This window comes from Bacillus cereus group sp. BfR-BA-01408 (genome assembly GCF_022663305.1).
In the GTDB taxonomy this organism is placed as follows: Bacteria; Bacillota; Bacilli; order Bacillales; family Bacillaceae_G; genus Bacillus_A; species Bacillus_A pacificus.
The window spans coordinates 94,481-118,439 of record NZ_JAKUFF010000003.1 but is presented as its reverse complement, the minus strand read 5'-3'; the positions used below and the strand labels follow the sequence as shown (position 1 = coordinate 118,439).

Genomic DNA, 23,959 nt, shown 5'->3' with positions numbered 1-23,959 from the left:
ATATCTTAACATTCAATACAGGGAGACCATTTTGATTATGGCTTGATTTTATTATATATCAAATATAAGCTTTTGAAATGAGTGATATTTGAAAATTATGTGAATTAAAAAGCTAAGATGTTTGTATTAGATTTGGTTTACGACCAACTTCTTCTTACTTAAATACACTGCACGATCTGATTTTTTAGCAACTTCCTGTGAATGCGTTACAACAATAATACATTTATTCTCTTTATGTGCAAGTTCTTGAAACAGTTCTATAATATCCATTGCCGTTTCTTCGTCGAGGTTTCCTGTCGGTTCATCTGCAATAAGTAAATCAACATTACAAGATAACGCTCGAGCAATTGCTACACGTTGTTGTTGCCCGCCACTTAGTTGCAGGACGTTTCGTTTCGCTTCAACTTCTGTGAGTCCTACTTTCTCTAATAATTCTAATGCCCTTACCATCTTATTTTTCACTTTGACACCTGTAATTTCCATTGCTGTTAGGACATTTTGAAGAGCAGTCATATAGGTAATCAAATTATAAGATTGGAAAATTACAGATACATTTTGATTACGGTATCGATCCAAACCAATTTTTCGAATATCTTTGCCATTATACAGTACGTAACCATTTTTAGGGACATCCAGTCCACAACCTAAGCTTAGAGTTGTGGTTTTTCCAGATCCGGATGGTCCTAAAATTGTGTAGAAATGACCTTTTTGAAAAGAAAAGTTAACATTGTCTAGTATCGCTACATTTTTTCCATTACTTTCATAATAATAATCCAAGTTTTTAAATTGTAAAATCGTTTCCATATCGCGCCTCCTTATTCATCTTTTAAAAGAATTTGTTTTGGATTTAAACGTAGAATAGATAATGCCGGAAGAAGTGTTGCAATTATAGCAATAGCTAGTCCAATTCCACCCATTTTCCCTACATCTTCTCCTGTTACACTTACATCAATTTTATCAATTGGATTTTCTTTTTGATTTTGTAATGTGCCACCAGGCCCAGCCATCATTACAGTACCATGTTGCGGGGTATCTGTTTCTTCGCTCGCAGTAGCAATTTCACTCGAAAGTAAATTATTCCCTATAAATTGAGAAACTTTGGCTCCTGTTGTTATGGATAATCCAAATGCTAAAATAGCGATACATACTACTTCTACTACGAACTGCGCCATCAGTTTCCACTTTTTCTCTCCAATAGATAACAAAATCCCCATTTCCTTACGACGCCCTTTAATTGATAGCATAATGATTAACCCTAATATAATCGCACCTGCAATCGATACAATATAAATAATCATTTGAGAAGTAGAAGAGATATTTTCGATAGGACCAATCATCTGTTTGTACAATGAATCATGTGCATCTAATTTAAAATAATTAAAATCAATATTAGATTTTTTTGCTTCTTTTTTAAATGCATCAATGTATTGTGGGTCATTCAAGAAATAAACGACTTGAACACTATTTATACCCTGATCTACTTCTAATTTTTTCATAGTTGAATGCGGCATATATAGTTTATTAGCTGGATCCATTATAGGAGGGGCCTGTTGACCCATTGCTTGCTCATTCGTTTCGTAAATACCGATAATTTCAATCTCGAGGGTTTCCTTCTTATCCCCTGATTGCACTTTTACTTTGTCTCCTACTTTCAAATTGTTTAATTCCGCTAATCGTTTTTCCATTAAAGCTACATTCTGATCTTTCATCTGTTCTGTAATTGGTTTTCCATCTATGATTTTACTTTTTCCATTTTTAAAGCTTTCTTGTAATGCTGTCTTGCGAACTCCCTCAATCGTAAAAGATGCATTCATATCTATTTCTGTACCTGAGCTTGAACCGCCTCGTACAGCTGCCATTCCCACTTTACCTTTCCCTTCTTCTTCATCTGAGGCTCCTACTAGTTTAAGTCCATCAGAAATTCCGAAAGTGTTAGTTATGTAATTATAGTCTTTTACATATTTTGACTTCGCTAATTGATCTGTTTCTTTTATATTGAGCTGCGGCGGTTTTGGCATTTCTCCAGTTTCTCTAGCTTTTTGACCTAATTTGTCAAAATCAAGACCTAAAGTAACATCTGCACCTAGTTTTTTTCTTGCAGCATCAGCTGCTTTTTTTGATGCATTTTGGATTGTGAACCCTGAAAGAACCAAATTTGTAACAATTAGAAAAACTGCCATCAAAATTAATGATGTTCCTATTCTTTTTTTCATACTGAGAATTGCACGTTTTATAAAATTCATTTTTTCTTACCTCCTTGATAACTTGTATTCTATATATGTTATCTAGAGTCTATATGGAGCTAATCGGTAGTTTATCTAGAGATATAAGGAGTTTATGTGTAGTTATTAATTGGCCTAATCAAGAAAAACCGAAAAAACAATCCAAAAGCGTAAACGGTTTTGAATATCGGTAAGAAGTTTGTCCATTTAAGGGACTTATAGAAAAAGAAAAGGAGGTTAAGTTTAATTTAATGTATGTAACATGAAAAATATATTTATTGTGCAATTTCTACACGATAAACATAGAAATCACGTCATTTTAAAAGGTTAAAAAAAATAAGCTTTTTGAATGGTTGGATAGAGTTGAAGAAACTTATATTTAACTATGGGGTCCCGATACATCATTATCAATCTAATATTTTGCAATATTGATAAAACGAAAAAGACGTTATCCTTTCTGTAGAATTTTAGGAAAGGATAACGTCTTTTTTATACTTGTATACTCAAAGTTCCTTTGATTTGTTTTTGAATGGTAAAACTTGTTTCTCTACTCTTTCATATTGAGTAAGTAATTGCCTAATAAAAGAGAATTTCGGTACTAACCAATACGAAATTACCGCTGAAATACACCCTATTAAAGCCCCTACTGCAACATCAAAAGGATAATGAACCCCTACCCAAATACGAGAGATCGCTATACAAAGTGCAAGTATAAGCCATAGCCATCCAGTTTTTTTACGAACAAGCCAAAACGAAAAACAAATTGAAAAAAAGAGAATCGTATGGTCACTAGGAAATGAATTATCTACAGCATGGTCAACAAGTTTATTAACATCAGGCAATACTGCAAACGGTTGATAATTTAGATGGAATTTCCCTGCTATTTTCCCGATTACCTCAGCAATTACAAAAGCAACCATCGCTTGAATAACCATCATCCTACTTTTTCTGGACCCAGTAAACCAATAAGCTAAAATAATTAAAGCAAAAATATATACCATATATTCTGCCAAAAATACGATGGCCGGGTTTAGGAATGAATATTGTTTACCTAAATCATTAATTGCTCGAAAAATATCAATATTGAATTGAGAAAAAGACATTTCAAATCCCTCCTTTTTCGTAAGGTGTTTGACTGATTGCTATATACCTTCATTACATGAATCGTTTTGGTTATTGTACTCATCTAAAAATATCAACACCTTACAAAAACGCTTTCTTCTTTTTCACTTTAATAAAAAAAGAAAAAGGAAAACATCGAACTTTCTTACAAACATTCGTGCATTCTTACAGTTTTGTCATTTTCTCGTCACTTTGTAAATAGGTTCATCGTCTTGCCTTTTGCTATATTCATAAACTCGTATGTCTACAATTATGGAAACCCTAATCACACATAAAAAAGAGAAGAACCTTGGTGAGTTCTTCTCTTTTTTATTTATTAAATTGTAATATAATTACAGTATGTGAAATTATACTATTTTAACTTTAAAACAAATGAACTTAACGCAGGAACTTTAATTTTATTATCATGGACAACATAAAGTGTTTTACTTCCTGCCTGCTTCCCGTCTACTAGTGCTTTCCAAGGACCTTTCGATGGAAGTGTTATTTCAACAGCTTCTCTATTTGCATTGTGAGCCACCGTAAAGTATTCATTTTTATTCCCCTCTATTGTATAAGCTACAGTATTTTTCGGAGCATCAATAAATGATACATGTGTTTTTATTTGTTCTGCAGATGTCATTCGAAAAGCTGAGTACTTTTTGCGTAATTCTATTAAACCCTTCATATAATCTACTTCATTATTAAACGTTGCTCTGCGCAGCCAATCCATCTGGTTAATTGAATCTGGAGATTTGTAACTATTATGATCACCATATTTCGTGCGCATAAACTCTTGTCCCGCATGTAAGAACGGAATACCTTGTGATGTTAATAAAATCGAAGAAGACAATTTGTGCATTTGTTTTCGCACTTCTTCACTGTCACTTGGATTAGTCAACTCAAGTTTATCCCATAATGTATGATTATCATGTGCTTCCACATAAGTTAGCACCTGCTCTGGATCTTGATAAGTCGACGAATTTGTATCGTAGTCAATCCCTGCCGTAATGCCTTTTTTAATACGATCTTCCATGTTTTCCTTTCCATTTATAAAACCATTTTCCTTCTCCTCAAATACACTACCTTTCAATCCATCACGTATATTATCGTTAAAATGAGCAATCCCTTTCATTTTCTCTGCATTTTTTTGATTTGCTTTCAGCTCAGCTGCAAGAGGTGTATTTAAATCCCATCCTTCTCCATGCAGTATAATAGAAGGGTCAATTTGATTAACAGCTTTACGTATTTCATTCATCGTTTCATAATCATGAATACCCATTAAATCAAAACGGAATCCATCTAAATTGTATTCTTTTGCCCAATATGTGACGGAATCTATCATAAATTTCCTCATCATTTTTCTTTCCGAAGCAGTATCATTTCCTACTCCAGTGCCATTTGCGAATGTTCCATCTTCATTGTAACGATAATAATAACCTGGAACTAACTTATGAAAATTAGATTCAGTAGCACTATACATATGGTTATACACTACATCCATTACAACACGAAGATTATTATCATGCAGTGTTTGAATCATTTGCTTTAATTCTGTTATTCGAACAGTTGGCTCATATGGATTTGTAGAATAGGATCCCTCTGGAACATTGAAATTTTCCGGATCATATCCCCAGTTATACTGTGGTTCGTTTACATTCTCTTCATTTACTGAAGCATAATCAAATATCGGTAAAAACTGAACGTGAGTAACACCAAGGTCCTTTATATGATCAAGTCCTGTTTTTACACCTTCTGGCCCTTTTGTTCCTTTTTCTGTTACACCTAAATATTTTCCTTTCTGTTTAATGCCACTTTCGGGCTGAATAGAAAGATCACGTACATGCAATTCATAAATAATAGCATCTTCTGGATTTATAAATTTTGGCTTTTTGTTTGCTTTCCATTTTTTCGGATTTGTTTTTTCTAAATCAACAACCGCACCTTTATCTCCATTTACAGAAGCAGCACGCGCATACGGATCAACGGCTTCAATCCACTTATCACCAATTTTTACCTTATACGTATAATAGAGACCTTTTTGATTCCCTTTAAGTTCTGCTTTCCAAGTGCCCTTTTCACTTTGTTGCATGTTTATTTCAGTACCTATTTTATCGTTCCATTTTTTATATGTAACTAATTTCGCTTCACTCGCAGTAGGAGCCCATACACGGAACTTTGTATGTTGTGGTGTATATATATTCCCTAAATCGTTACCACCATAATAAAATGAATGATCAAACTCCTCACTACGAATTACTTTACCGATTTCAGTATTCGTATCAGCTACGTTTTCGATTTTAACTTTGTATGTCTGTTTTAAATCAATTTTCTGCTCCGTAATTATTTTAAACTTATTCGTAATATTCCCACTGTTTCTATCATAAGGACTAATATTCTTAATTTTAATGCCTTCAATTTCAATATTTCGTTCCTTAATATGAAACGGGACATTAGTCGTTACAGTAATTTCATTGAAACTATCAATAGATGCTTTTTGAATTGATAGATCCGATGACGGCTTAGAATTATATACTTTTTCATCACCCGAAAGAATCCATACTTCAGCACGACCGTCCTTTATATTTTCAATCCAACGATCGCTACCATCTTTTTCCCACTCATTTGTACGAATGATAAATCCTACACGATTATAGTCACCATCTATATTAATCTTTGCGTACTTTCCAAATTCATCTTCACCAGTAAATTCATATGAGTTACCATTTGCATTTTCTCCCCATATCCAAAGATTCCAGTCTTTTGTATTTCCAGACTGTTCTTTGTAATGAATGATAACTTCAGTTGTTTTCGAATTTGAAACTGCCTTTACACTTTGAAAAGAGAAAACAGATGATAACATAACGATTATAGTAAGTAATAAAACTGATTTGTTAATTAATCTTTTTATCATTTGCACCACATACACCCTTTCTTTAAATAGCATGAACGTTATATTCTGCTCGTACTACATTACAACTACTTAAATTAATCTAAAAATCTCTTTTATTTCACCCCCATATTGGCTGATTTCACATATGTATTTCAATGATCTTTTAATACGAAAACGTTTGCATTAATGTATAAAAAAATAGGTTTGTTTATGTCTTCATATATTTGTAAATACTAAAAGATCAGGGAAATCATTATAAAGCAATCGTTTGTTATCGCTTTCATTCTATAGCACTTTCCGTTAAGAGGTCAATATATTATTAATTTTCTGTTTTTATATACTATAAACCTTACATATTTGACGTAACTTTTAAAGATACCCTCCCTAATTATTGTTAAGTAAGTATATTTTCACTAATGCATAGTTACGTAAAAAAACAGCTAATGTCCTTTAAGGATATTAGCTGTTTTTCATAATGTAATAATATATGAATGATAACTATATTTCTAACCTACTTAATTTTCGCTGCATCAAATGCCTTCTGTACTGCTTGAACTTCCGCTGTATTCGCACCATATTTATTAGTTGCCACTCGAATACATGCTGATCTCAATTCTTTGAAATTAGAAGTCATGTTTAACTCATCTGTATTTGCGTAATAGAAGATATCGAACATTTTATCTTCACCAATTCCTTTAACAGTTACACCATTATGAGTTCCGCCTTTTGCAATGAGATATGCAACTTTATTAATAATACTTGAGTTAAAGTGAACGCCGCCTTGATCCCATCCATTAAAATCGTTAAATTCACTGTAATCATCTGGATAAGGTACTCCAAGTGAAGATGGAACAGAAGCTGGGTTTTCCATATCACGGAAGACAGATCCAGTTTGTTCTCCCATCGTCCAGTTAAAGCTTCCATTATTTACGTATTTCTCAATAGATGTTCCCATAATATCAGATAGTGCCTCATTTATCGCACCAGATTCACCGTAATATTCAAGATTAGATTCACTAGAAGTAACAGCATGTGTAAATTCATGCCCAGCTACGTCATATGCTTTGACGATAGGATCTCCATATACAAGCATACTACCATTATTAGCACTTAATGCATTCTGCCAATTTTTCGGATTATTCGTCTCTTCAGAATCCCAAGCGTGTACAACTGAAACTACCTTTTGTCCCTTATTATCAAAGCTATTACGATTGTATTTATCTTTATAAAAATCAAAAACTTTTGTTGCTAAGTAATGAGCACTTACTGCTTTTGGATCGTTAAATGTTGTCGAAGTACTAGTTGCTAATGTACCAGGATAATAGTTTTCTTCTTTAGTAATATCTCTGTAATTTACATCATATGTTTCAATGCCTTGCCCTCTTGTATAATCAGCAAGAGCATATTTGCCATTACTTTGTTTAGAAATACCAAATGAACGAGAGATACCTAAATCATCTTTGCCAGTGCCTGTTAATGACGTAAGACTGCTTTTTTTACTATCCTTTAAAGCGCTAACTAATTTGTCACTGGCTTTTAAGTTAGACTCTTGCACCATATTTTTTAACATATCACCATTTTGTGCATTTACTAAATATGTACCAGAAACATATTTTGGTGTGGCAGCTTCAAATGTAACCTGGTACGCATTGCTAGCTTGTCCATTCTTTTCATCCACAAAAATAACTTCCTTAACTTCTGGCTCAGAAATAAAATTGATATCGTTCCCGTACTTCTTATAAATATATTGTTTCGCTTCATCTTTTGATAGATTGATAGGTTTTTTTAATTCTTCTTGTTTTAAATTTTGCGCGCTATCACCTGAAACACTTTTAATAACACCGTCATTATCTACGTGTGCAGTTAATTGATGGCCATATACTTCTTTTCCTTCATATGTTTGTTGTATACGTACAAGTGTAGTCCCATCATATGAACCACGTTTTTGAAGAACTTTATAATCTACTCCTGTTTCTCCATTAACTTGCTTTGGAGAAAGGGCTTGCTTTGTTTTCTCCTTAAGAGCATCTTTTACTACATTCTCTGGTGCCTTTTGTGACGGTTGTGTAAGTTCACCTGATCGGAATGATTCCTCCTGAATTTGAACTTGTAGTTGATCAGTTTCCTCTGCATGACCTACTCCGTATGGTGCTACTGCTGTTAAAGCTAAACCTGTTGTTAATGCTACCTTAGTTAACGTCTTTTTGTTTTTCATTTTTTCACCTCGTATAATTTTTGAAATAGAAAGCTTGTACAAAGTATACTTCCTGTTTCTGTCGAAAAAAAGGGAAAATACACAATTTATGTAACATTATGCAAAATTACATAATATAAGGACGATGATATAAATAAAGAACAACTTATATATGTGCATGAATTTCAATAAAAAAAGAGCACTTTAAGGTGCTCTTCAATTTGTCATATTGTTGTACCTAATGCACTAAAACATATAACTGATAAATTATCTTTTAAAGATTGGGAAACACTATTAGCTGATACGTTTGAATGAATATTAGCTATAAATCATAATAGCTCACCTTTACTTTTATAACATGTATAACAATCCTGAATAATAATTTCCTATCAATTTATCATTAAATAAATGTAAAAAATGACCCTATTTATTCATTTTTCATGCGTATGTATGTACATTTGTTAATTTATTCGATATATTATGTGTATTGAATGATTATGAAAAACTTATAGGTCGCTAAAAAACACCTTATATTTTTATATCCGTGAAAACTACAAAATGTATAAAATTCCATTTGTCAAATGAATTTAATGCGGAAGGAGGTTTGTGGTTACTTCATCAGGATATAATAATCAGTTTTAAACTGATAAAAATATAGGAGGCGACATTATGTTTCGTACGATTTCAAATTTCATGAGAGTAGCTGAGATAAGAAGGAAAATCCTTTTTACATTAGCGATGTTAATTGTTTTCCGAATTGGCACGTTTATTCCAGTTCCTCATACTAACGCAGAGGTATTAAAAGTACAAGATCAAGCTAATGTTTTAGGTATGCTAAACGTATTTGGCGGAGGAGCACTGCAACACTTCTCAATCTTTGCTGTAGGTATTACACCTTATATTACAGCTTCCATCATAGTACAATTACTACAAATGGACGTTATACCTAAATTTTCGGAATGGGCAAAGCAAGGAGAAATGGGCCGTAAGAAGTCAGCTCAATTCACTCGATACTTTACAATCATTCTCGCATTCATACAAGCCATTGGGATGTCTTATGGCTTTAATAATATAGCAGGTGGACAATTAATTACAGATCAAAGCTGGACTACATACTTATTTATTGCGACAGTTTTAACTGCAGGAACTGCATTTTTACTTTGGTTAGGTGAACAAATTACCGCTAACGGAGTAGGTAATGGTATTTCGATGATTATCTTCGCAGGACTTGTTGCAGCGATTCCAAATGTTGCGAACCAAATTTATTTGCAACAATTTCAAAATGCAGGCGATCAATTATTCATGCACATCATAAAGATGGTCTTAATTGGTCTTATAATTTTAGCGATAGTTGTTGGCGTTATTTACATACAACAAGCGGTGCGTAAAATACCGATTCAATATGCAAAAGCTGTTTCAGGCAACAATCAATATCAAGGAGCAAAAAATACTCATTTACCTCTTAAAGTAAATAGTGCTGGTGTAATTCCAGTAATCTTTGCTTCTGCATTTTTAATGACGCCGCGTACAATTGCGCAGCTTTTCCCTGATTCAAGCGTATCCAAATGGATAGTTGCTAATCTGGATTTTGCACATCCATTTGGAATGACACTTTATGTCGGTCTTATCGTTGCTTTCACATACTTCTACGCATTTATTCAAGTAAATCCTGAACAAATGGCTGAGAATTTGAAAAAGCAAAATGGATATGTGCCTGGTATTCGTCCTGGTAAATCAACAGAACAATATGTAACCAAAATTTTATACCGTTTAACATTTATCGGCGCGATTTTCTTAGGTGCAATTTCAATTTTACCGCTCGTATTCACGAAAATTGCTACATTACCACCTTCTGCACAAATTGGTGGTACAAGCTTACTGATCATTGTCGGTGTGGCACTTGAAACAATGAAAACGTTAGAAAGCCAGCTTGTAAAACGTCATTATAAAGGGTTTATAAAAAAAGCGAATTAAGTAAAAAAACACAGTTGGTTATTTTTCCAACTGTGTTTTTAATTCTACTGCATCTAATTTTTCTACTAATGTACCAATGACCTTTTCCAAGTTCATTATTTTTTCTTCTAACGCTCGAATACGTTTATTGCTCTCATCTACATCATTATATTTTAAACTGTTATTAGAGACTTTGAACTGCTCTCCTAATTCGGAAGTGATATCTTCAATTGTTGATTTTTCATTATTACTGGTTGTATTTGTATTTGATTTTAATTCAAATTGAATTTCAAACGTCGTATTAAACATTTCTCTTAATGTATTAAATACTAATTCTTTATAATGAGATTCTAACCAGTCACGTGCAAATTCATTTGGACAATAAATTGTTAATATATCATCCTCTAAATAAACAGTAGTATTCGTAAACCAAGTTTCATATGATGGTTTTGAAATTTGCGGTCGAATTTTTTCCTTGACTTCAGTCCAATTTATTTTCATAATAACTCCCCTCTTCTTGCAGATCTCTTTCATATAGCTTAATAATATTACGCCTTTCCAATAAATAAAGTCAATCCGTATCATGAATAAAATGAAAGCAGCCCTGCTATATACAGGACTGCTTCTTTATATAATTACATTTCTTTCTCAAATAATCTCCCTTTTCTGAAATAAGACCGGAGTGTGGATCGATTAGCTAAAAATACACCAACCAAAATGAAACATGCACCTATTCCCATTGTAGGGTTTAAAGGTTCTCCTAATATAATATATCCTACTATAATAGCAATTAACGGTGATACGTATAACCATGTTGACGGGAATACAGGATTTGTTTTTGATAAGAGCCAATAATATAATCCGTGCCCACCAATTGATCCGATAAAGATAAGATATAAAATAGGCCACTGTACACTCCAAGAAGCTAGTGTAGTTACATTCGGTTGTTCTACTATGCCAGACACGATTAGTAGTAAAACGCCTCCATAAAACATTTGAATACCATTAATGAGAAATGGCGATACACTTTGTAAATCCGAAAGTATTTCTTTTGAGCGAATTGAGCCTATTCCGTAAAATAATTCTCCTATTATTAAAACAAAACAAGCGATACTCCATATAAAACTTACTTCTTGGTGCATTCCTGGTAAAGAAACAAAAACAACGCCTATTAGCGCAATGATTAAAGCAAGAAGTTGCTCCTTTTGTAATTTTGTCTTATTTCTCTTTGTCTGTAATAACAAAATCATCATCGGTCCCGTAGCAGATAACACAGCAGCTAGCCCTGAAGAAATATATTGTTCCGCCCAGTACAAAGTTGCGAATGTCATAAACGTTAAGCAAAAACCAGCATATATAATACGTTTTGAAAATATATGTGGCATAATTTCTTTTCGCTTTAGCTTAAATATAATCATTAAGATTACTCCTGCCAGAAAGAAACGAATTCCTGCTGAAAATAATGGGGGTGCACCTGCTCCAATTCCGATTTTTATTGTTAAAAATGTTGTTCCAAAAATTATACATACTAAAATATAATTGAAAATGACCATTTTTCTTCCTCCTTTTTACTCTTAACATGAGTATAGAAGGTATGGTGTATAACAGTGTATTTATGTATATAACAGTTTCCTAAAATCGTAGTTGATTCTCTTTATATTTTCCGCTTAAATTAAATAAAAAAGAAAAAGGTGAAACCATGAAGATTGTCCTTCGTAAAGAATCCAACATACCGTATTACCAGCAAATATATATGCAAATCGTTGAAAGAGTACAAAGCGGCATGCTTTCACATGGTGACTCACTTCCATCTTTACGCTCGATGGCCGAAGATTTACAGATTAGTCTATTAACTGTTCGTAAGGCGTATAAACAGCTAGAAAAGAAAGAATATATACGAATTGAACAAGGTAAAGGGGCTTATATACAAAAACATGTAAAGAAAAATTTCAAAACAGTTCCGTATAAATGGCAACAAACGAAAACGATTAATGTTATGCGATCTCAATATGCAATGAATCAGCACCGGAAATATTACGATTTTTCACAAGCGATTTTATATCCTCGTTTATTGCCAAATCCATTCTTGGCAGACGAAATGCATAAAATACTTAATAAAGACCAGATGATTCTAGCAACTTATGGACCAGTTCAAGGAGATTATGAATTGCGAGTTGAAATAGCAAATCACTTAAATGAACACCAGAAATTATTGACAGATCCATCTCAGTTATTAATTACAAGCGGAGCACAACAAGGAATTGATTTAATTGCTCAAACACTAATAAAACCTGGTGATATTGTATTAGTAGAAAGTCCGTGTTATAGTGCTGCGCTTGATATTTTCATCAATAAAGGGGCTCGAATTATACCCGTTTCTCTTGATAATTATGGAATTCGATCCGACTTAATCGATGATATTTGTCAAAGTAAAAATCCCATTTTATTGTATACGAATCCAACTTTTCAGAACCCAACAGGTACAGTAATGAGTAAAGAACGAAGAATGGAACTTATAGAATTGGCAGAGCTATATGAGTTTTTTATCATTGAAGATGATTCTTTCGGTGAAATATATTTTGAGGGCGTGACTGTTCCCCCTCCTATTAAAAATTTTGATACAAACGGTCACGTAATATATATAAAAGGATTTAGTAAAACGTTAGCACCAGGACTACGTATTGCATCACTTATTGCCGATGGCCCTATTTTCGAATGGTTATATGCTGTAAAAGGTTCAATGGATATCGGTAGTCCTTTATTAACACAAAAAGCACTTCTACCATTTTTACGTGCAGAACGTATGAAAAATCATTTAGAAAAATTACGTACGGCTTTACAAATTAGACGTGATATAACGATTGATATGTTATCACCACTTAAAGAAATGCACTTTGAAATACCAAATGGCGGCTTTAATTTATGGATTACTCTTCCTGATTCGATAGATCCCTTTACCTTATTACAAAAAGTAAATGAAGTAGATGTGTCTTTTTTACCAGGTACAGCTTGTCTATTAAATCCCGAAACAAATAATAATCATTTAAGAATTAGCTATTCGATGTTAAATGAAAAAGATATGATAATTGGATTAGAGAGATTACATGATATAATGCGAAAGTTTATGCTATAAAAGCAAATACCCCAAAATATTTTGGGGTATTTGCTTTTTATTACATAAAACTCACCATATAAATAATATTTTCATTATCATTCCATTTTAATTACAATCTTACCTCTAACATGCTGACCTTCACTCAAAATATGAGCTTCTCTAATCCCTTCCTCACTAAACGGCATAACTTTACTTATAATTGGTTTTACTTTTCCATGTACAATTAAATCTGATAATGCTTCTAATTGTTTTCCGTTTGGTTTTAGCCATAAAAAACCTGATTTTATCTCTTTTACTTTTTGAATTGGTTCATGGACAATCGAAACTAATACACCACCAGGTTTTAAAATCTGAAAGCTTTTTTCTTGTACTTCCCCACCTATTGTATCTAATACAATATCAAAATCTGATAGTAATTCTTCAAATTTATCTTTTTTATAATCAATAACGAGATCTGCCCCTAAAGACTTTAAAAACTCTTCATTCTTACTACTGGCAGTTGTCGCAACAAAAGCTCCAAATGATTTTGCGATTTGGATTGCCAAACTTCCAACTCCACCAGCTCCAGCATGAATAAGTACTCGGTCATGTTCTTTTATTTTTGCGTAATCTACAAGACTTTGCCATGCAGTAAGTCCTGCAAGAGGAATAGAAGCTGCCTCTTCAAAACTCAGATTTGTAGGCATATAGGATACTAAATCCGATTTTACTGTAATGAATTCAGCATAAGAGCCCTGCCCTATATTTTCAGGTTTCGTATACACCTTATCTCCTATTTTGAAACATTCTATCTCTTCCCCAACTTCTTCAATAACTCCCGCTACATCTAGCCCTAAAATGATTGGAAATGAAAAACGCAACTGTTCTTGTAAGTCTCCTTTTCTTATTTTCCAATCAACAGGATTAATAGATGTTGCGAGAATACGTATTAATACCTCATTATTCTTAACAACTGGTTTTAAAACTTGTCTTTCTTTTAATTCTTCAACACTACCATATTGATCTATAACAATTGCTTTCATTTCCTCTCCTCCTTACTGTTTATTTTAATAACATACAAATATTTCTCAAAATTTTTTTCCTTAAATTATCATAAACTTATTTTTGGGGGTAATTATGCAAGAAACATAGAAAATCTTACACACACCTTAGAGTCATTCAAAATTGTGTTTTTAATTACATTCAAAAGAAATGGAGAGAACTCTATGACTGAAAAGATATTTAAAATAAACGGGATTGATATATGTACAGAAAGCTTTGGAAACCCTAAAAATCCAGCTATTTTATTAATTATGGGTGCTACGTGTTCAATGGTTTATTGGGATGAAGAATTTTGTGAACAGTTGGCGAATAGCGGGGCATTTGTTATTCGTTTTGATAACCGTGATGTGGGACGCTCCGTCGCATATGAACCTGGAACTTCTAATTATTCCGTTACGGATATGGCTGAAGATGCAATTGGGGTACTTGATGCTTATCATATTGATCAAGCGCATCTATTCGGGATGTCTTTAGGGGGTATGATCGCTCAAATTGCTGCTGTAAAACATCCCGAAAGAATTTTATCGTTAACATTATTAGCTACAAGTATAATAGGCTCTGACGATAACACGCGCGATTTACCTCCGATGGATGAAAGAATTTTAACACATCACGCAAATGGCACGCATTTAGATTGGACAAATGAAAATGTTGTAGCAGAATATTTAGTTTCAGGATCCCGTCTATTATGCGGGTCCAAACGCACATTTGATGAAAAAAGAGTCTATAATCAAGTAAAACAAGAAATTGAACGAGCTAACAATTTATTAAGCATGTTTAATCACGCTTTACTTCAAGGCGATGATGCATATGAAGGGGTGCTTCACTCCATACAAGCACCTACATTAGTCATTCACGGAACAGACGATACCGCACTCCCTTTTGAACATGGTCTCGCACTTATCGACGAGATTCCTAACTCAGCTCTATTAACTCTTGAAGGCGCCGGACATGAGATTCATCCTGATGACTGGGAAGACATCATTCATGCTGTTACTGAACATACAGCTAAAATAATAGAAAAATAATGAATAGGAGGGGCACGCCGCAATTTGTGTCCCCCTATATTTACATGTAAAAAAGCCCATCACTGTATCCGTATGTATAGTGATGGGCAATACTTATATTTTTCTATTTTCTATGTTTAAAAAAACGGACAATCTAATTGGTCAACAGCTTCCCATGATTTTTTTTTTATATTATCGGTGGATTTATTTGCTTCTAGTGGTACGCTTTTAAAAGGATTAACTTCTACTTTTAATAAGGATGATGGCTCCACGTATAACGAGAAAACATGGCTACTTGGTATAGCTTTTGACACATCAATATCTCCTACTTGTTTAAAAAGTTGCTGCGCTGCAAAGAAAAAGAAGTTGGTTGGATTTGATTGTTTATTCAGCCATGCAAGCATTTCAGGTGATACTGACTTATGAATATTAATTTTTACTCGGTCACCACGTTTATATCGCCTAGATCGCATACTTCCACCAACTAACTTATTGTTAAGTTTGTAAATCCTAACTCTTTTTGCTTATGCTCTCTATATTTTGGCGAACAAGTGTAGACTAATAATCCACGTGCATTTGTAAATAATGGATTATCTACAAAGATTACATTTGTTAAACGCCCTTTTTGTTTTAAAATCATTTTCAGGCTATTTTTTATGATAACTGCGCCCCCGCCATAAATAAATACATATGGATCGTCTTTCATATCATCAATTTTGTTAATAATATCCGTTGCAACACGCGCTGCTAAACCTAATAGTGCTGGTTGTGATTCCTCAACTAATAATGCATTTCTAGGGTGTTTATCATTTAAATAAATTTGATTGAATTCTGTAATACTATCAATTGTCTTTGTTGGATACTTCCGGTTCCATCTCGTAATAATTTGTAGTAACGTTTCTTTCACACCGTACGATAAACCCTTACTTAGTTGTGGTCTAAAGTTTACACCTAGTGAAACGACTTCTTCTGTTGTCCCTGCACCAATATCAAAAGATAATAATGTTTTATCAACAAAATCAATTTCTGACACTTTATTTTGTTCACATTCTATTTTATGTTTTACAACATTTCCTTCTTCATCATATACAATGCCCCACGTCCCAGAAGCACCTTCAGGTAGGCATTTACAATATTCGATGGAAATATTAATTGTAACATCACGTCCGTTTGGATAATGGAACACAACCTTATGATTCCCCATATAACGTTTCGCATTTTCCGCAGCTATTTCTTGTGTAATAAGCTGCATAGGGAGAGCAACAGATAAATCATAACGAATGTTAATATGACTAGAAGTTGGACTTTGACGCATAGCACTTACCGCTAAACCAGATAGAATCGTAATAACCATTAACTCATCAGTTGACTTATTCGATTTCTTCTCAACTTCAGTACCTTTTAATTGATCTTGAATGACTTTTTCTCCAACGATATACCGCACATTATTTAACATTAACGATGGAGAACTAATGGTCACGTCAATGTGATTTTCTAATTCAGATAATGAAACATCTCCCTCATCTAACAATCCTGTAGGCTCTCCTATATATAAAGCATATATACTCGGAATAAAAATAGGATCTTGCCCTTTCACCATTAACTTCAAACCGTTATTTCCTGCATCAGCACCAGCTTTTAAAAGAATAGACATAACTACCCCCTAAATTAATCTGACATCCCTTCCAAATATATGCGAGCCCATTCTTTTACATTCAAATGTAATGTAATTTTTTATTAACCGTAAATACAAAATATCATTTTCGCGGCCTCATGTGTAAAAAGTATTTGACATTAAAGTTTCCCAATTTTATACTATAGTTGTAAAGAGTTTTTTACAACAATGGAGGTGCTATTTCTAAATTGAACCATAAAAAATTTATTTTCATAATTATCGTTTTATCATTAATTGTCGTTCTCATACATGGAGCATATAAATATGTAACGGAAGGTTCGATTTTAGGAGGAACAATATTCGCTTTTTCGTTAATTATCGGTAATTTAATTAATCAAATTACTTGGGGAGATCCGAACAGAGTATCGAAAGAAAGCCAAGATGAAATGGGACAGCAAATCAAATATAAAAGTTTTAAAGTTGCTTATTTTGTACTTATATGCCTTATGTTTTTAATTTTAATAGTATCAGAAGGATTTGCATTCCTATTACTTGATGAAATAAAAAACCTTCCTCTGTTCATCGCGCTTTGTTCTTCATTCTTTATTTATCCTATTGTCGAACTTATAGTCGCAAAACAATATAAATAAAAAGATGAGATTTTCTATATACAGAAAATCTCATCTTTTTATATTTACATCCCTTCTACTATCGCTTTTAATTTATTCACAGTCCGCCAATTCCTTATCGTAGCTGGTGTATGTAACTTCTGGAACTGATTCATTAATTTTGAATTTCGAATGCTATTTTTGAAAAATAAATACACAACTTTTTCATGTATATAACAATCTTCAGTCTCATTTTTTTGCATAAGTAGCTGATCTTTTTCTAATTCAGAAAGTTCATTTGCTAAGAAGGCAACATGTATACTTTCGCCTTCTCGCAATGAATTGACTTCATAGGGGCATCTTTTGGTAATGTTTATAAATTCCTCATGTGTTCTTAACATAACCGGAACATCAAAACCAAAAACGTTTTTAATTTCAGATTGTATTCGTTTGTTTAAAAAATCAATATCTTTTTCAGATTCGAACACGATATTACCACTTTGAATATATGTTTTTACTTGTTTTAGCCCTATTGATTCAAACGTTTGTTTTAAATCAGCCATTTTAATTATCTTATGACCGCCTACATTGATTCCTCTTAGTAGTGCAATATAAATTGTCATAGCAATCCTCCACATTTTAATGAACTGAACAATTGAATTGATTTTCCCCCTCATATTTCTCAAATATTTGTTTTAATTCCTCTAACATATCATGTATAGATAATACCTCAAATAAAATGATAGATTCACTGGAAAAATGATGATGATATTGATTCGGTTTACAATGGGCTAAATCATTTTTATAATTCCAAAATTGCTTGTCTAATTCATCAATCAGTTTAAAATGTTCCTCATCTATTTTATTACAATTATTTCTTAATATTGAAATTATAGAATGAATTGTTCGTCGTAAAATCTCTTTTTCATTTTGCGACCAGTCACATGTTTCAATTGGTGTTCGAGCTAAATTATCTATATGATAAATAATTTGCTGTAATAAATGAAGTTGCTTTTGTACAAGTAAAAAACTTCTCATTTCTTTTTTTGTATGTCGATGATATTTCCAATCTTTTTGCTCATATTGAACAAATTGTACCGCTTTATGTAATAATAAATTCACTTTAGATAGATTATGAGTTGTCTCTTTGGTTATCACTTTCCCTTCAATTAATGCATTAAGCCATTCCTCCATAATATGTGCCGTTTTAACAAATAGTTCCTCTGTACATCCCGAAATTGTTTTAACATAATGTGGTGGTAAGATGAAAAAATTCACTAAAGTAGACACTATAATACCAGTAGATGTAGTAGCTAATCGAATTAAAAATGCAGTAAAATAGTGATCTGCCGTAATTGGGATCATTGCAACAGCAGTTAATGTTGCAACTAACGTTCCCGCATGTAACTTTAGTTTTTGACATGTAACGATTGTAAACATCGCTGCTAACGCATAAGAAAGCGCCTGATGACCTAGGAAAAATGTGAAAGTCATTGCATATGCTGATCCAATTGTTGAAGCTGGAAAACGAACCAGTCCTTTTTTTATAGAATCCGTTGCAGTTGGCTCAATCGTTACAATTGCGGTGATAACAGCAAATATAGTTGGAATATTAAAAAATTCACAAACTAGAACTGTAAGAAAAACCGCAATTCCTGTTTTTATCACCCTTCCACCAATAATATTCCATTTTCTAACTTGATTCATTTTGTATTTCCTTCATTTCTATTTCGTTTATTTATATATTATATATCTTTCTAAATAAAAAACTTACTACTTTTGTACAAGAGTAAGTTTTTTCTCGTTATTTTATGATAGATAAATGCATTATGATTTGTTGACCAATTGGTCCCATTCTTCTAAAACCTTTATCTTGGAAGCCAACTTTTTCATATAAATTTTGTGCAGGAATATTTTTTTCATTCACAGCAAGTACAACTTCATTTTTCATCGGAAAATAACATTGTACAAACTCTTGTAATAGTGCCAGTGATTTTTTAGCGTATCCCTTCCTTTGTCTATTGTGATTTATAGAAAATGAAGTTAAAAGTAAAGCGTTCTCATTTTCTGTGAACTCCTGCACTCTATCTCCTGTTTGCAATGCAAAAAGACCAACAGGTACCCTATTGTAATCTAAAATAACAATCACATTTTTTGTACGATCATTTTTTGCTTTTTTCAATAATTCAACTGGGTCCGATGTAAATTGAACTTGTTCACTTGGTAAAGTAAATGTTTGTATAACTTCCTTAAATTCCTCTTTATACGGAACTAATTGAATTTCCCCTGTATGTATGTTCATGATAAACTCTCCTATTTTTTACTTATTAACTTAAACCTTGCTGCACTTTAGAATATACTTTGCCATCTAAAAATGTAATTTCAACTAATGCAGTTGGATTGCTTCCCTTCCAAGCAAAAATTTGCTTAATTTGTGTAGAATGTTCCACCCCTTCTTCTATGAGTAAATCCCCCTCAAAACCAATTAAATCTTTCACTTCTTTATAAGTCATTCCTTCATTTATATTGGAGAAATGATTTATATTGATAGATTCTTTCTTTTGATTTTCCATCACAGTAGAAGAAGTCGCTGTTTGCTTTTTTACTTCTTTCTTCTGTTCACACGCTGTCATACTGAAACCTAAGCATAAACTACATAATATTAATGTGCTTTTTTTCATCATAACAGTTGTCCCTCCCATAATAATTAAACCATATATTCCCTTAAAAATAAACTGAATATTTAATATTATATTGAAAAACCCTGTACAATTTAGTACAGGGTTACGGTTAAATTTATTTATTTAAATGATTATTTGATTGGTCATTCTGTTCTTTTCTCAGTTCTTGTTCTTCATCTTTTGGTAATTGTTTATCATTATCTTTTATTGGATTCGTTTCTCGATTTTCAATCATGTCATTTGGAACTTGTGGCATTACTCGGCCAACAATTGCTGCTAACTCATCCAGTATACCTTCACCTGTTTTTCCTTTTTTAATTTGCTTTCCAATTTGTTTCAGTCTTTCATACGTATCAACATCTGCTACAACGACTGCATTAGCACCATCAGGATCGTTTTTTAAGCTTTCTGCAACAGAGTATTTTATGGACTCAACACGTGTTCGATCTAGTTTCGCTTTTACATCAATGCCTACAATAGCATATTTCCCAACTACTACCGCTGTCGCATCATTTACACCTGGCACACTTGCCGCTAAAGATGCTAAATGGTCCGCTGCTTTTTCATTTGGCTTATTTGACTTATTTGTATAATTAACATTTTTCATTGAAACATTTTTTTGCTCGGGCTTTTCGTTTGGATTATCCTTTTTTCCAATACTGCATCCAGTTATTAATAAACAAACCATCAATAGATATATTAAAATCTTCATTATTCTCACCACTTTACCATTCAAGTTTAATCATAAATTTTTTCAACAGCTTGCATTTTCTTCACTTTTTCTTCTGCTCCGCTATTTGCATTAATGAAAATTTGGTACGTATCTTTCCCTAAAGTACCTACAAATTCATAGCAAAGTACTTCGTTATGCAAATCGTTTACTACCATTGCTTTTCGCTCTTCCATTACCTTTACATCAGGGTTTATTTTCTTTCTTGCTTCTGCTGCAGTTAGCTTTGCCGAAGGGATTGTTCGTTTTTGGTGTGATGCTAAATATTCTTTCGCCGAAAATCCGACGATAGAACCGTCATCTAAAGCAATTTTCATTTGAATTGCTTCTGGATAAATTCGTACGCCATTCTCATTTACTACATACGTAAATACACCAACATTATCATATTGTGAGCTATCATAAAGCTCCATATTATGAAACTTATGGTCCTTTAAAAATTTCAAACCTTTACTTCCCGCATCGTTTAAACTAATTTTCTGTTCTTTAATTTCTCGATTATTCATAACCCAAATTGGATATCCGCCTTTCCCGGTAATATCCATATAAAACTCATTATTCGTTGCCTCATCTTTAATTTTCACACTATAGAAAGATTCTTTCGCACCTTTTCCGCTTTTCTCGACTTCTACCTTTTCATTTCCTTTTAAATTTAAAAACGATTTTGCAATTTTCGCCGCTTCATCTTTTGAAATTGCTTTTCCTCCTGCTTCAAATCCACCTTTTTTATTTTTTTGTGCACTTGTAAAGGTAGGTCCGAAGTTTGTAGAAGAATACGATGTTACATTTTTTTCTACTGTCTTTAATCCGTCAATAATTGTATTGTCTGCAGGATCACGATTTGATGCGAGTGCCATCTCGACATCCATCCAGCGTAAATTGTTTTTCAAAACAAGATGTTGCACTTTTCTTAGTTCATCTTGTATATTTCCTGCATTGGAATATAAAGTTTGCAACGTTTTGTATTCTTGATCATTTAACGGCTCTTTTTCTAAATCACGAATGGCTGCACGGTAACTAAAATCACCGATATTCGCTAAAAATTCTTCCGTTTTATTAAAAGGCATTAATGTTAAAGGAAGTTGTCCTACATCCGAACGAGCTTCCGATGTTAATCTCCATACATCTGCTAATGCAGGCGATAAAGATGCGCGCGAATTCATCGCAAGCGTTGTTCCAATTTTATCGTGCAATAAATCAACCTCATACGCTAAATCATGAAACGCACGTTGATAGCTATTTTCTGCCCGAATTAATACTGCATTCTTCTCTTGATGCTCTTTATAGCCCCAGTATCCTGTCCCGACTACACCAACTGTTAATAATACGATTATAATACCTCGTAACATAGTTCCACCTCCGCTCTATTTACAGAAAATATGTTTCCCGATCTTTTTAATTTGTGGACGAGTCCAAATCCATTTACTTGTTGCAGTATCTGGATTGAAATAATACAATGCGTTTCCTGTTGGATCCCATCCATTAATTGCATCTAATACAGCTTTTTTCGCTGTTTCATTTGGCGTTAAATATATTTGTCCGTCTGCTACCGCTGTAAATGCTCTTGGCTCAAAAATCACACCCGAAACAGTATTTGGAAATGATGCACTTGTAACACGATTTAAAATAACTGCAGCGACTGCAACTTGTCCTAAGTACGGCTCACCACGAGATTCTCCATATACTGCGTTTGCCATAAGCTGAATGTCATTTTGGGAATAACCATTTGGAACATTTGTCCCTTTATTTTGAGGTGGTTTATTTTCTTGTGCTGTACCACCACTATTTCCTTTATTCGTTGTCGTTCCTTTATTAGCAGTTGACTTATCATACTTCGTTGCCTTCACGAGCATTTGCTTCGTTTTAGCTCCGGCTAAACCATCAACAGGTAAACCGAATTTCTCTTGAAAATTTCGAAGTGCCCAGTATGTACCCCAGCCGAAAACACCATCCACTTTTCCGGTATAAAACCCGTTATATTTCAAACGAGATTGCAGTTCAATGACATCTTCGCCAGATGCTCCCCTTTGAATGACCTGATTAGAAAAGGCTTCTACATTTTTTAGTTGTATACTACTGACCATGAAAGACAGTCCTATGAACGCAAGCAAAACTGCTATTTTAAAAATAGCTTTTTGGCGCATAATTTTCCCTCCTTAATTACGGAAATGATTTCTTGGTTATGTTTTGTAAAAGCCTCGCTTTTATGTAAAGAAGACAAAAAAATCCAAACTAATATCGTTGAAAAAATATGTAAACAATATAAAGTGAGACTTTAATCAGTGGGGGTTTTCTTCATCCCCCACTGATTATTAGTTGAACCAATCGAACTTTTATGAGCAGCCCGACCCCCACCTAATTTCTTTACTTTCGCTGAATTTTGAGATGGGGGGCTTACTGCCCATTAAAGTGGGATAAAAAAGGATAAAAGGAGTTCATCGTGAAGAAATTGTTAAAGCGTGTCGCATTCGTCCTTCTGTTCCTAATAACATGTTCAAATGTATATACAGGCTCATCAATTGTTCATGCTCAGCCACCTTATGCGAAATGGGGTAAACTTGCTGTAGAGAAAACGAAAGAACAATACCCAAAAGCGGAGATTATTGATTACCTTCATATAGGTAGAAAACCAAAAACCGTTCAAATAACAATTGAAAAATTTAAATTGTGGCTACGTGAGGATGGAAAAGAATATGGTGTTTTTGTTGATGTAGAGTTTGAAACGAAGACGGAGAAATTTATTAAAATGTCGTTTCAGAAAACGAGTAGATAAAATGAAAAAAAACCGGCTGTTATGAA

General features: G+C 33.2%; 22 protein-coding genes and 1 pseudogene. 6 read left to right on the top strand and 17 right to left on the bottom strand.

The window, feature by feature from the left end; genetic code table 11:
- Nucleotides 1–126: 126 nt before the first annotated feature.
- The 5 genes from MR083_RS03145 to MR083_RS03125 form a co-directional block, all read right to left on the bottom strand.
- Nucleotides 127–804, bottom strand: coding sequence for an ABC transporter ATP-binding protein (locus MR083_RS03145; RefSeq protein WP_000447846.1), 678 nt, complete (start codon nt 802–804; stop codon nt 127–129).
- An 11-nt stretch (nt 805–815) separates the two neighbouring features.
- Nucleotides 816–2,243: an ABC transporter permease gene (locus tag MR083_RS03140; protein ID WP_001009339.1), complete on the bottom strand. Its 1,428-nt coding sequence runs from the start codon at nt 2,241–2,243 to the stop codon at nt 816–818.
- Nucleotides 2,244–2,725: 482 nt separating this feature from the next.
- Nucleotides 2,726–3,325: an undecaprenyl-diphosphatase gene (locus tag MR083_RS03135; protein ID WP_000010575.1), complete on the bottom strand. Its 600-nt coding sequence runs from the start codon at nt 3,323–3,325 to the stop codon at nt 2,726–2,728.
- Between the two features lie 371 nt (nt 3,326–3,696).
- Entirely contained in the window at nt 3,697–6,243 is a 2,547-nt protein-coding gene (gene pulA, locus MR083_RS03130) for a type I pullulanase (RefSeq protein ID WP_242268497.1), read from the bottom strand.
- Nucleotides 6,244–6,727: 484 nt separating this feature from the next.
- Nucleotides 6,728–8,431 (bottom strand): M4 family metallopeptidase, encoded by a 1,704-nt coding sequence (locus MR083_RS03125; protein WP_073531074.1) that lies wholly within the window; start codon nt 8,429–8,431, stop codon nt 6,728–6,730.
- A gap of 198 nt (nt 8,432–8,629) precedes the next feature.
- Between MR083_RS03125 and MR083_RS03120 the strand changes: the two are divergent.
- A pseudogene (locus tag MR083_RS03120) lies at nt 8,630–8,725 on the top strand (fosfomycin resistance protein); the annotation flags it as partial.
- Nucleotides 8,726–9,079: 354 nt separating this feature from the next.
- The gene (secY, locus tag MR083_RS03115) at nt 9,080–10,384 is read left to right on the top strand and encodes a preprotein translocase subunit SecY (RefSeq protein ID WP_000490139.1); all 1,305 of its coding nucleotides are present in this window, start codon (nt 9,080–9,082) and stop codon (nt 10,382–10,384) included.
- A gap of 18 nt (nt 10,385–10,402) precedes the next feature.
- Here secY and MR083_RS03110 read toward each other — a convergent pair whose 3' ends face one another.
- Nucleotides 10,403–10,897: a DnaA N-terminal domain-containing protein gene (locus tag MR083_RS03110; RefSeq protein WP_472927149.1), complete on the bottom strand. Its 495-nt coding sequence runs from the start codon at nt 10,895–10,897 to the stop codon at nt 10,403–10,405.
- 101 nt (nt 10,898–10,998) lie between these two features.
- Complete coding sequence (locus MR083_RS03105; RefSeq protein ID WP_242268493.1) at nt 10,999–11,916, bottom strand: DMT family transporter; 918 nt, start codon at nt 11,914–11,916, stop codon at nt 10,999–11,001.
- Between the two features lie 146 nt (nt 11,917–12,062).
- Here MR083_RS03105 and pdxR point away from each other — a divergent pair, with 146 nt between their 5' ends.
- A complete protein-coding gene (gene pdxR, locus MR083_RS03100) occupies nt 12,063–13,496 on the top strand; it encodes a MocR-like pyridoxine biosynthesis transcription factor PdxR (RefSeq protein WP_074567974.1) in 1,434 nt (477 codons plus the stop codon).
- A gap of 77 nt (nt 13,497–13,573) precedes the next feature.
- On the opposite strand, the gene MR083_RS03095 is transcribed toward pdxR, so the two are convergent.
- Nucleotides 13,574–14,500, bottom strand: a complete 927-nt coding sequence (locus tag MR083_RS03095; protein WP_000644567.1) for an NADP-dependent oxidoreductase — start codon at nt 14,498–14,500, stop codon at nt 13,574–13,576.
- 183 nt (nt 14,501–14,683) lie between these two features.
- Here MR083_RS03095 and mle point away from each other — a divergent pair, with 183 nt between their 5' ends.
- Nucleotides 14,684–15,547, top strand: a complete 864-nt coding sequence (gene mle / locus MR083_RS03090) for a BCA family alpha/beta fold macrolide esterase (protein WP_016717650.1) — start codon at nt 14,684–14,686, stop codon at nt 15,545–15,547.
- Between the two features lie 116 nt (nt 15,548–15,663).
- Here mle and MR083_RS03085 read toward each other — a convergent pair whose 3' ends face one another.
- Nucleotides 15,664–15,999, bottom strand: coding sequence for a hypothetical protein (locus tag MR083_RS03085; protein ID WP_029438566.1), 336 nt, complete (start codon nt 15,997–15,999; stop codon nt 15,664–15,666).
- Nucleotides 16,000–16,010: 11 nt separating this feature from the next.
- Entirely contained in the window at nt 16,011–17,180 is a 1,170-nt protein-coding gene (locus tag MR083_RS03080) for a ParM/StbA family protein (protein WP_000025611.1), read from the bottom strand.
- Between the two features lie 209 nt (nt 17,181–17,389).
- Here MR083_RS03080 and MR083_RS03075 point away from each other — a divergent pair, with 209 nt between their 5' ends.
- Nucleotides 17,390–17,791: a hypothetical protein gene (locus MR083_RS03075; RefSeq protein WP_242268491.1), complete on the top strand. Its 402-nt coding sequence runs from the start codon at nt 17,390–17,392 to the stop codon at nt 17,789–17,791.
- A gap of 44 nt (nt 17,792–17,835) precedes the next feature.
- Here MR083_RS03075 and MR083_RS03070 read toward each other — a convergent pair whose 3' ends face one another.
- The 7 genes from MR083_RS03070 to sleB all read right to left on the bottom strand — a co-directional run bounded on the left by MR083_RS03070 (nt 17,836) and on the right by sleB (nt 23,304).
- Nucleotides 17,836–18,372, bottom strand: coding sequence for a DUF1697 domain-containing protein (locus tag MR083_RS03070; protein WP_016717652.1), 537 nt, complete (start codon nt 18,370–18,372; stop codon nt 17,836–17,838).
- Nucleotides 18,373–18,388: 16 nt separating this feature from the next.
- Nucleotides 18,389–19,456 carry an aromatic acid exporter family protein gene (locus tag MR083_RS03065; protein ID WP_046647300.1) on the bottom strand — a complete coding sequence of 356 codons (1,068 nt, stop codon included), beginning with the start codon at nt 19,454–19,456 and terminating at the stop codon, nt 18,389–18,391.
- Nucleotides 19,457–19,553: 97 nt separating this feature from the next.
- Complete coding sequence (locus MR083_RS03060) at nt 19,554–20,051, bottom strand: GNAT family N-acetyltransferase (RefSeq protein WP_242268489.1); 498 nt, start codon at nt 20,049–20,051, stop codon at nt 19,554–19,556.
- A 25-nt stretch (nt 20,052–20,076) separates the two neighbouring features.
- Nucleotides 20,077–20,433, bottom strand: a complete 357-nt coding sequence (locus MR083_RS03055; protein WP_242268487.1) for a hypothetical protein — start codon at nt 20,431–20,433, stop codon at nt 20,077–20,079.
- 112 nt (nt 20,434–20,545) lie between these two features.
- Nucleotides 20,546–21,142 (bottom strand): YhcN/YlaJ family sporulation lipoprotein, encoded by a 597-nt coding sequence (locus MR083_RS03050; protein ID WP_000697993.1) that lies wholly within the window; start codon nt 21,140–21,142, stop codon nt 20,546–20,548.
- 26 nt (nt 21,143–21,168) lie between these two features.
- Nucleotides 21,169–22,509, bottom strand: coding sequence for a germination protein YpeB (gene ypeB / locus MR083_RS03045; RefSeq protein WP_000943716.1), 1,341 nt, complete (start codon nt 22,507–22,509; stop codon nt 21,169–21,171).
- A 15-nt stretch (nt 22,510–22,524) separates the two neighbouring features.
- Nucleotides 22,525–23,304 (bottom strand): spore cortex-lytic enzyme, encoded by a 780-nt coding sequence (gene sleB, locus MR083_RS03040; RefSeq protein WP_001249040.1) that lies wholly within the window; start codon nt 23,302–23,304, stop codon nt 22,525–22,527.
- Between the two features lie 296 nt (nt 23,305–23,600).
- On the opposite strand from sleB, the gene MR083_RS03035 reads away from it, so the two are divergent.
- Nucleotides 23,601–23,933 carry a DUF3889 domain-containing protein gene (locus MR083_RS03035; protein ID WP_016717655.1) on the top strand — a complete coding sequence of 111 codons (333 nt, stop codon included), beginning with the start codon at nt 23,601–23,603 and terminating at the stop codon, nt 23,931–23,933.
- The last annotated feature ends 26 nt before the right edge of the window (nt 23,934–23,959 follow it).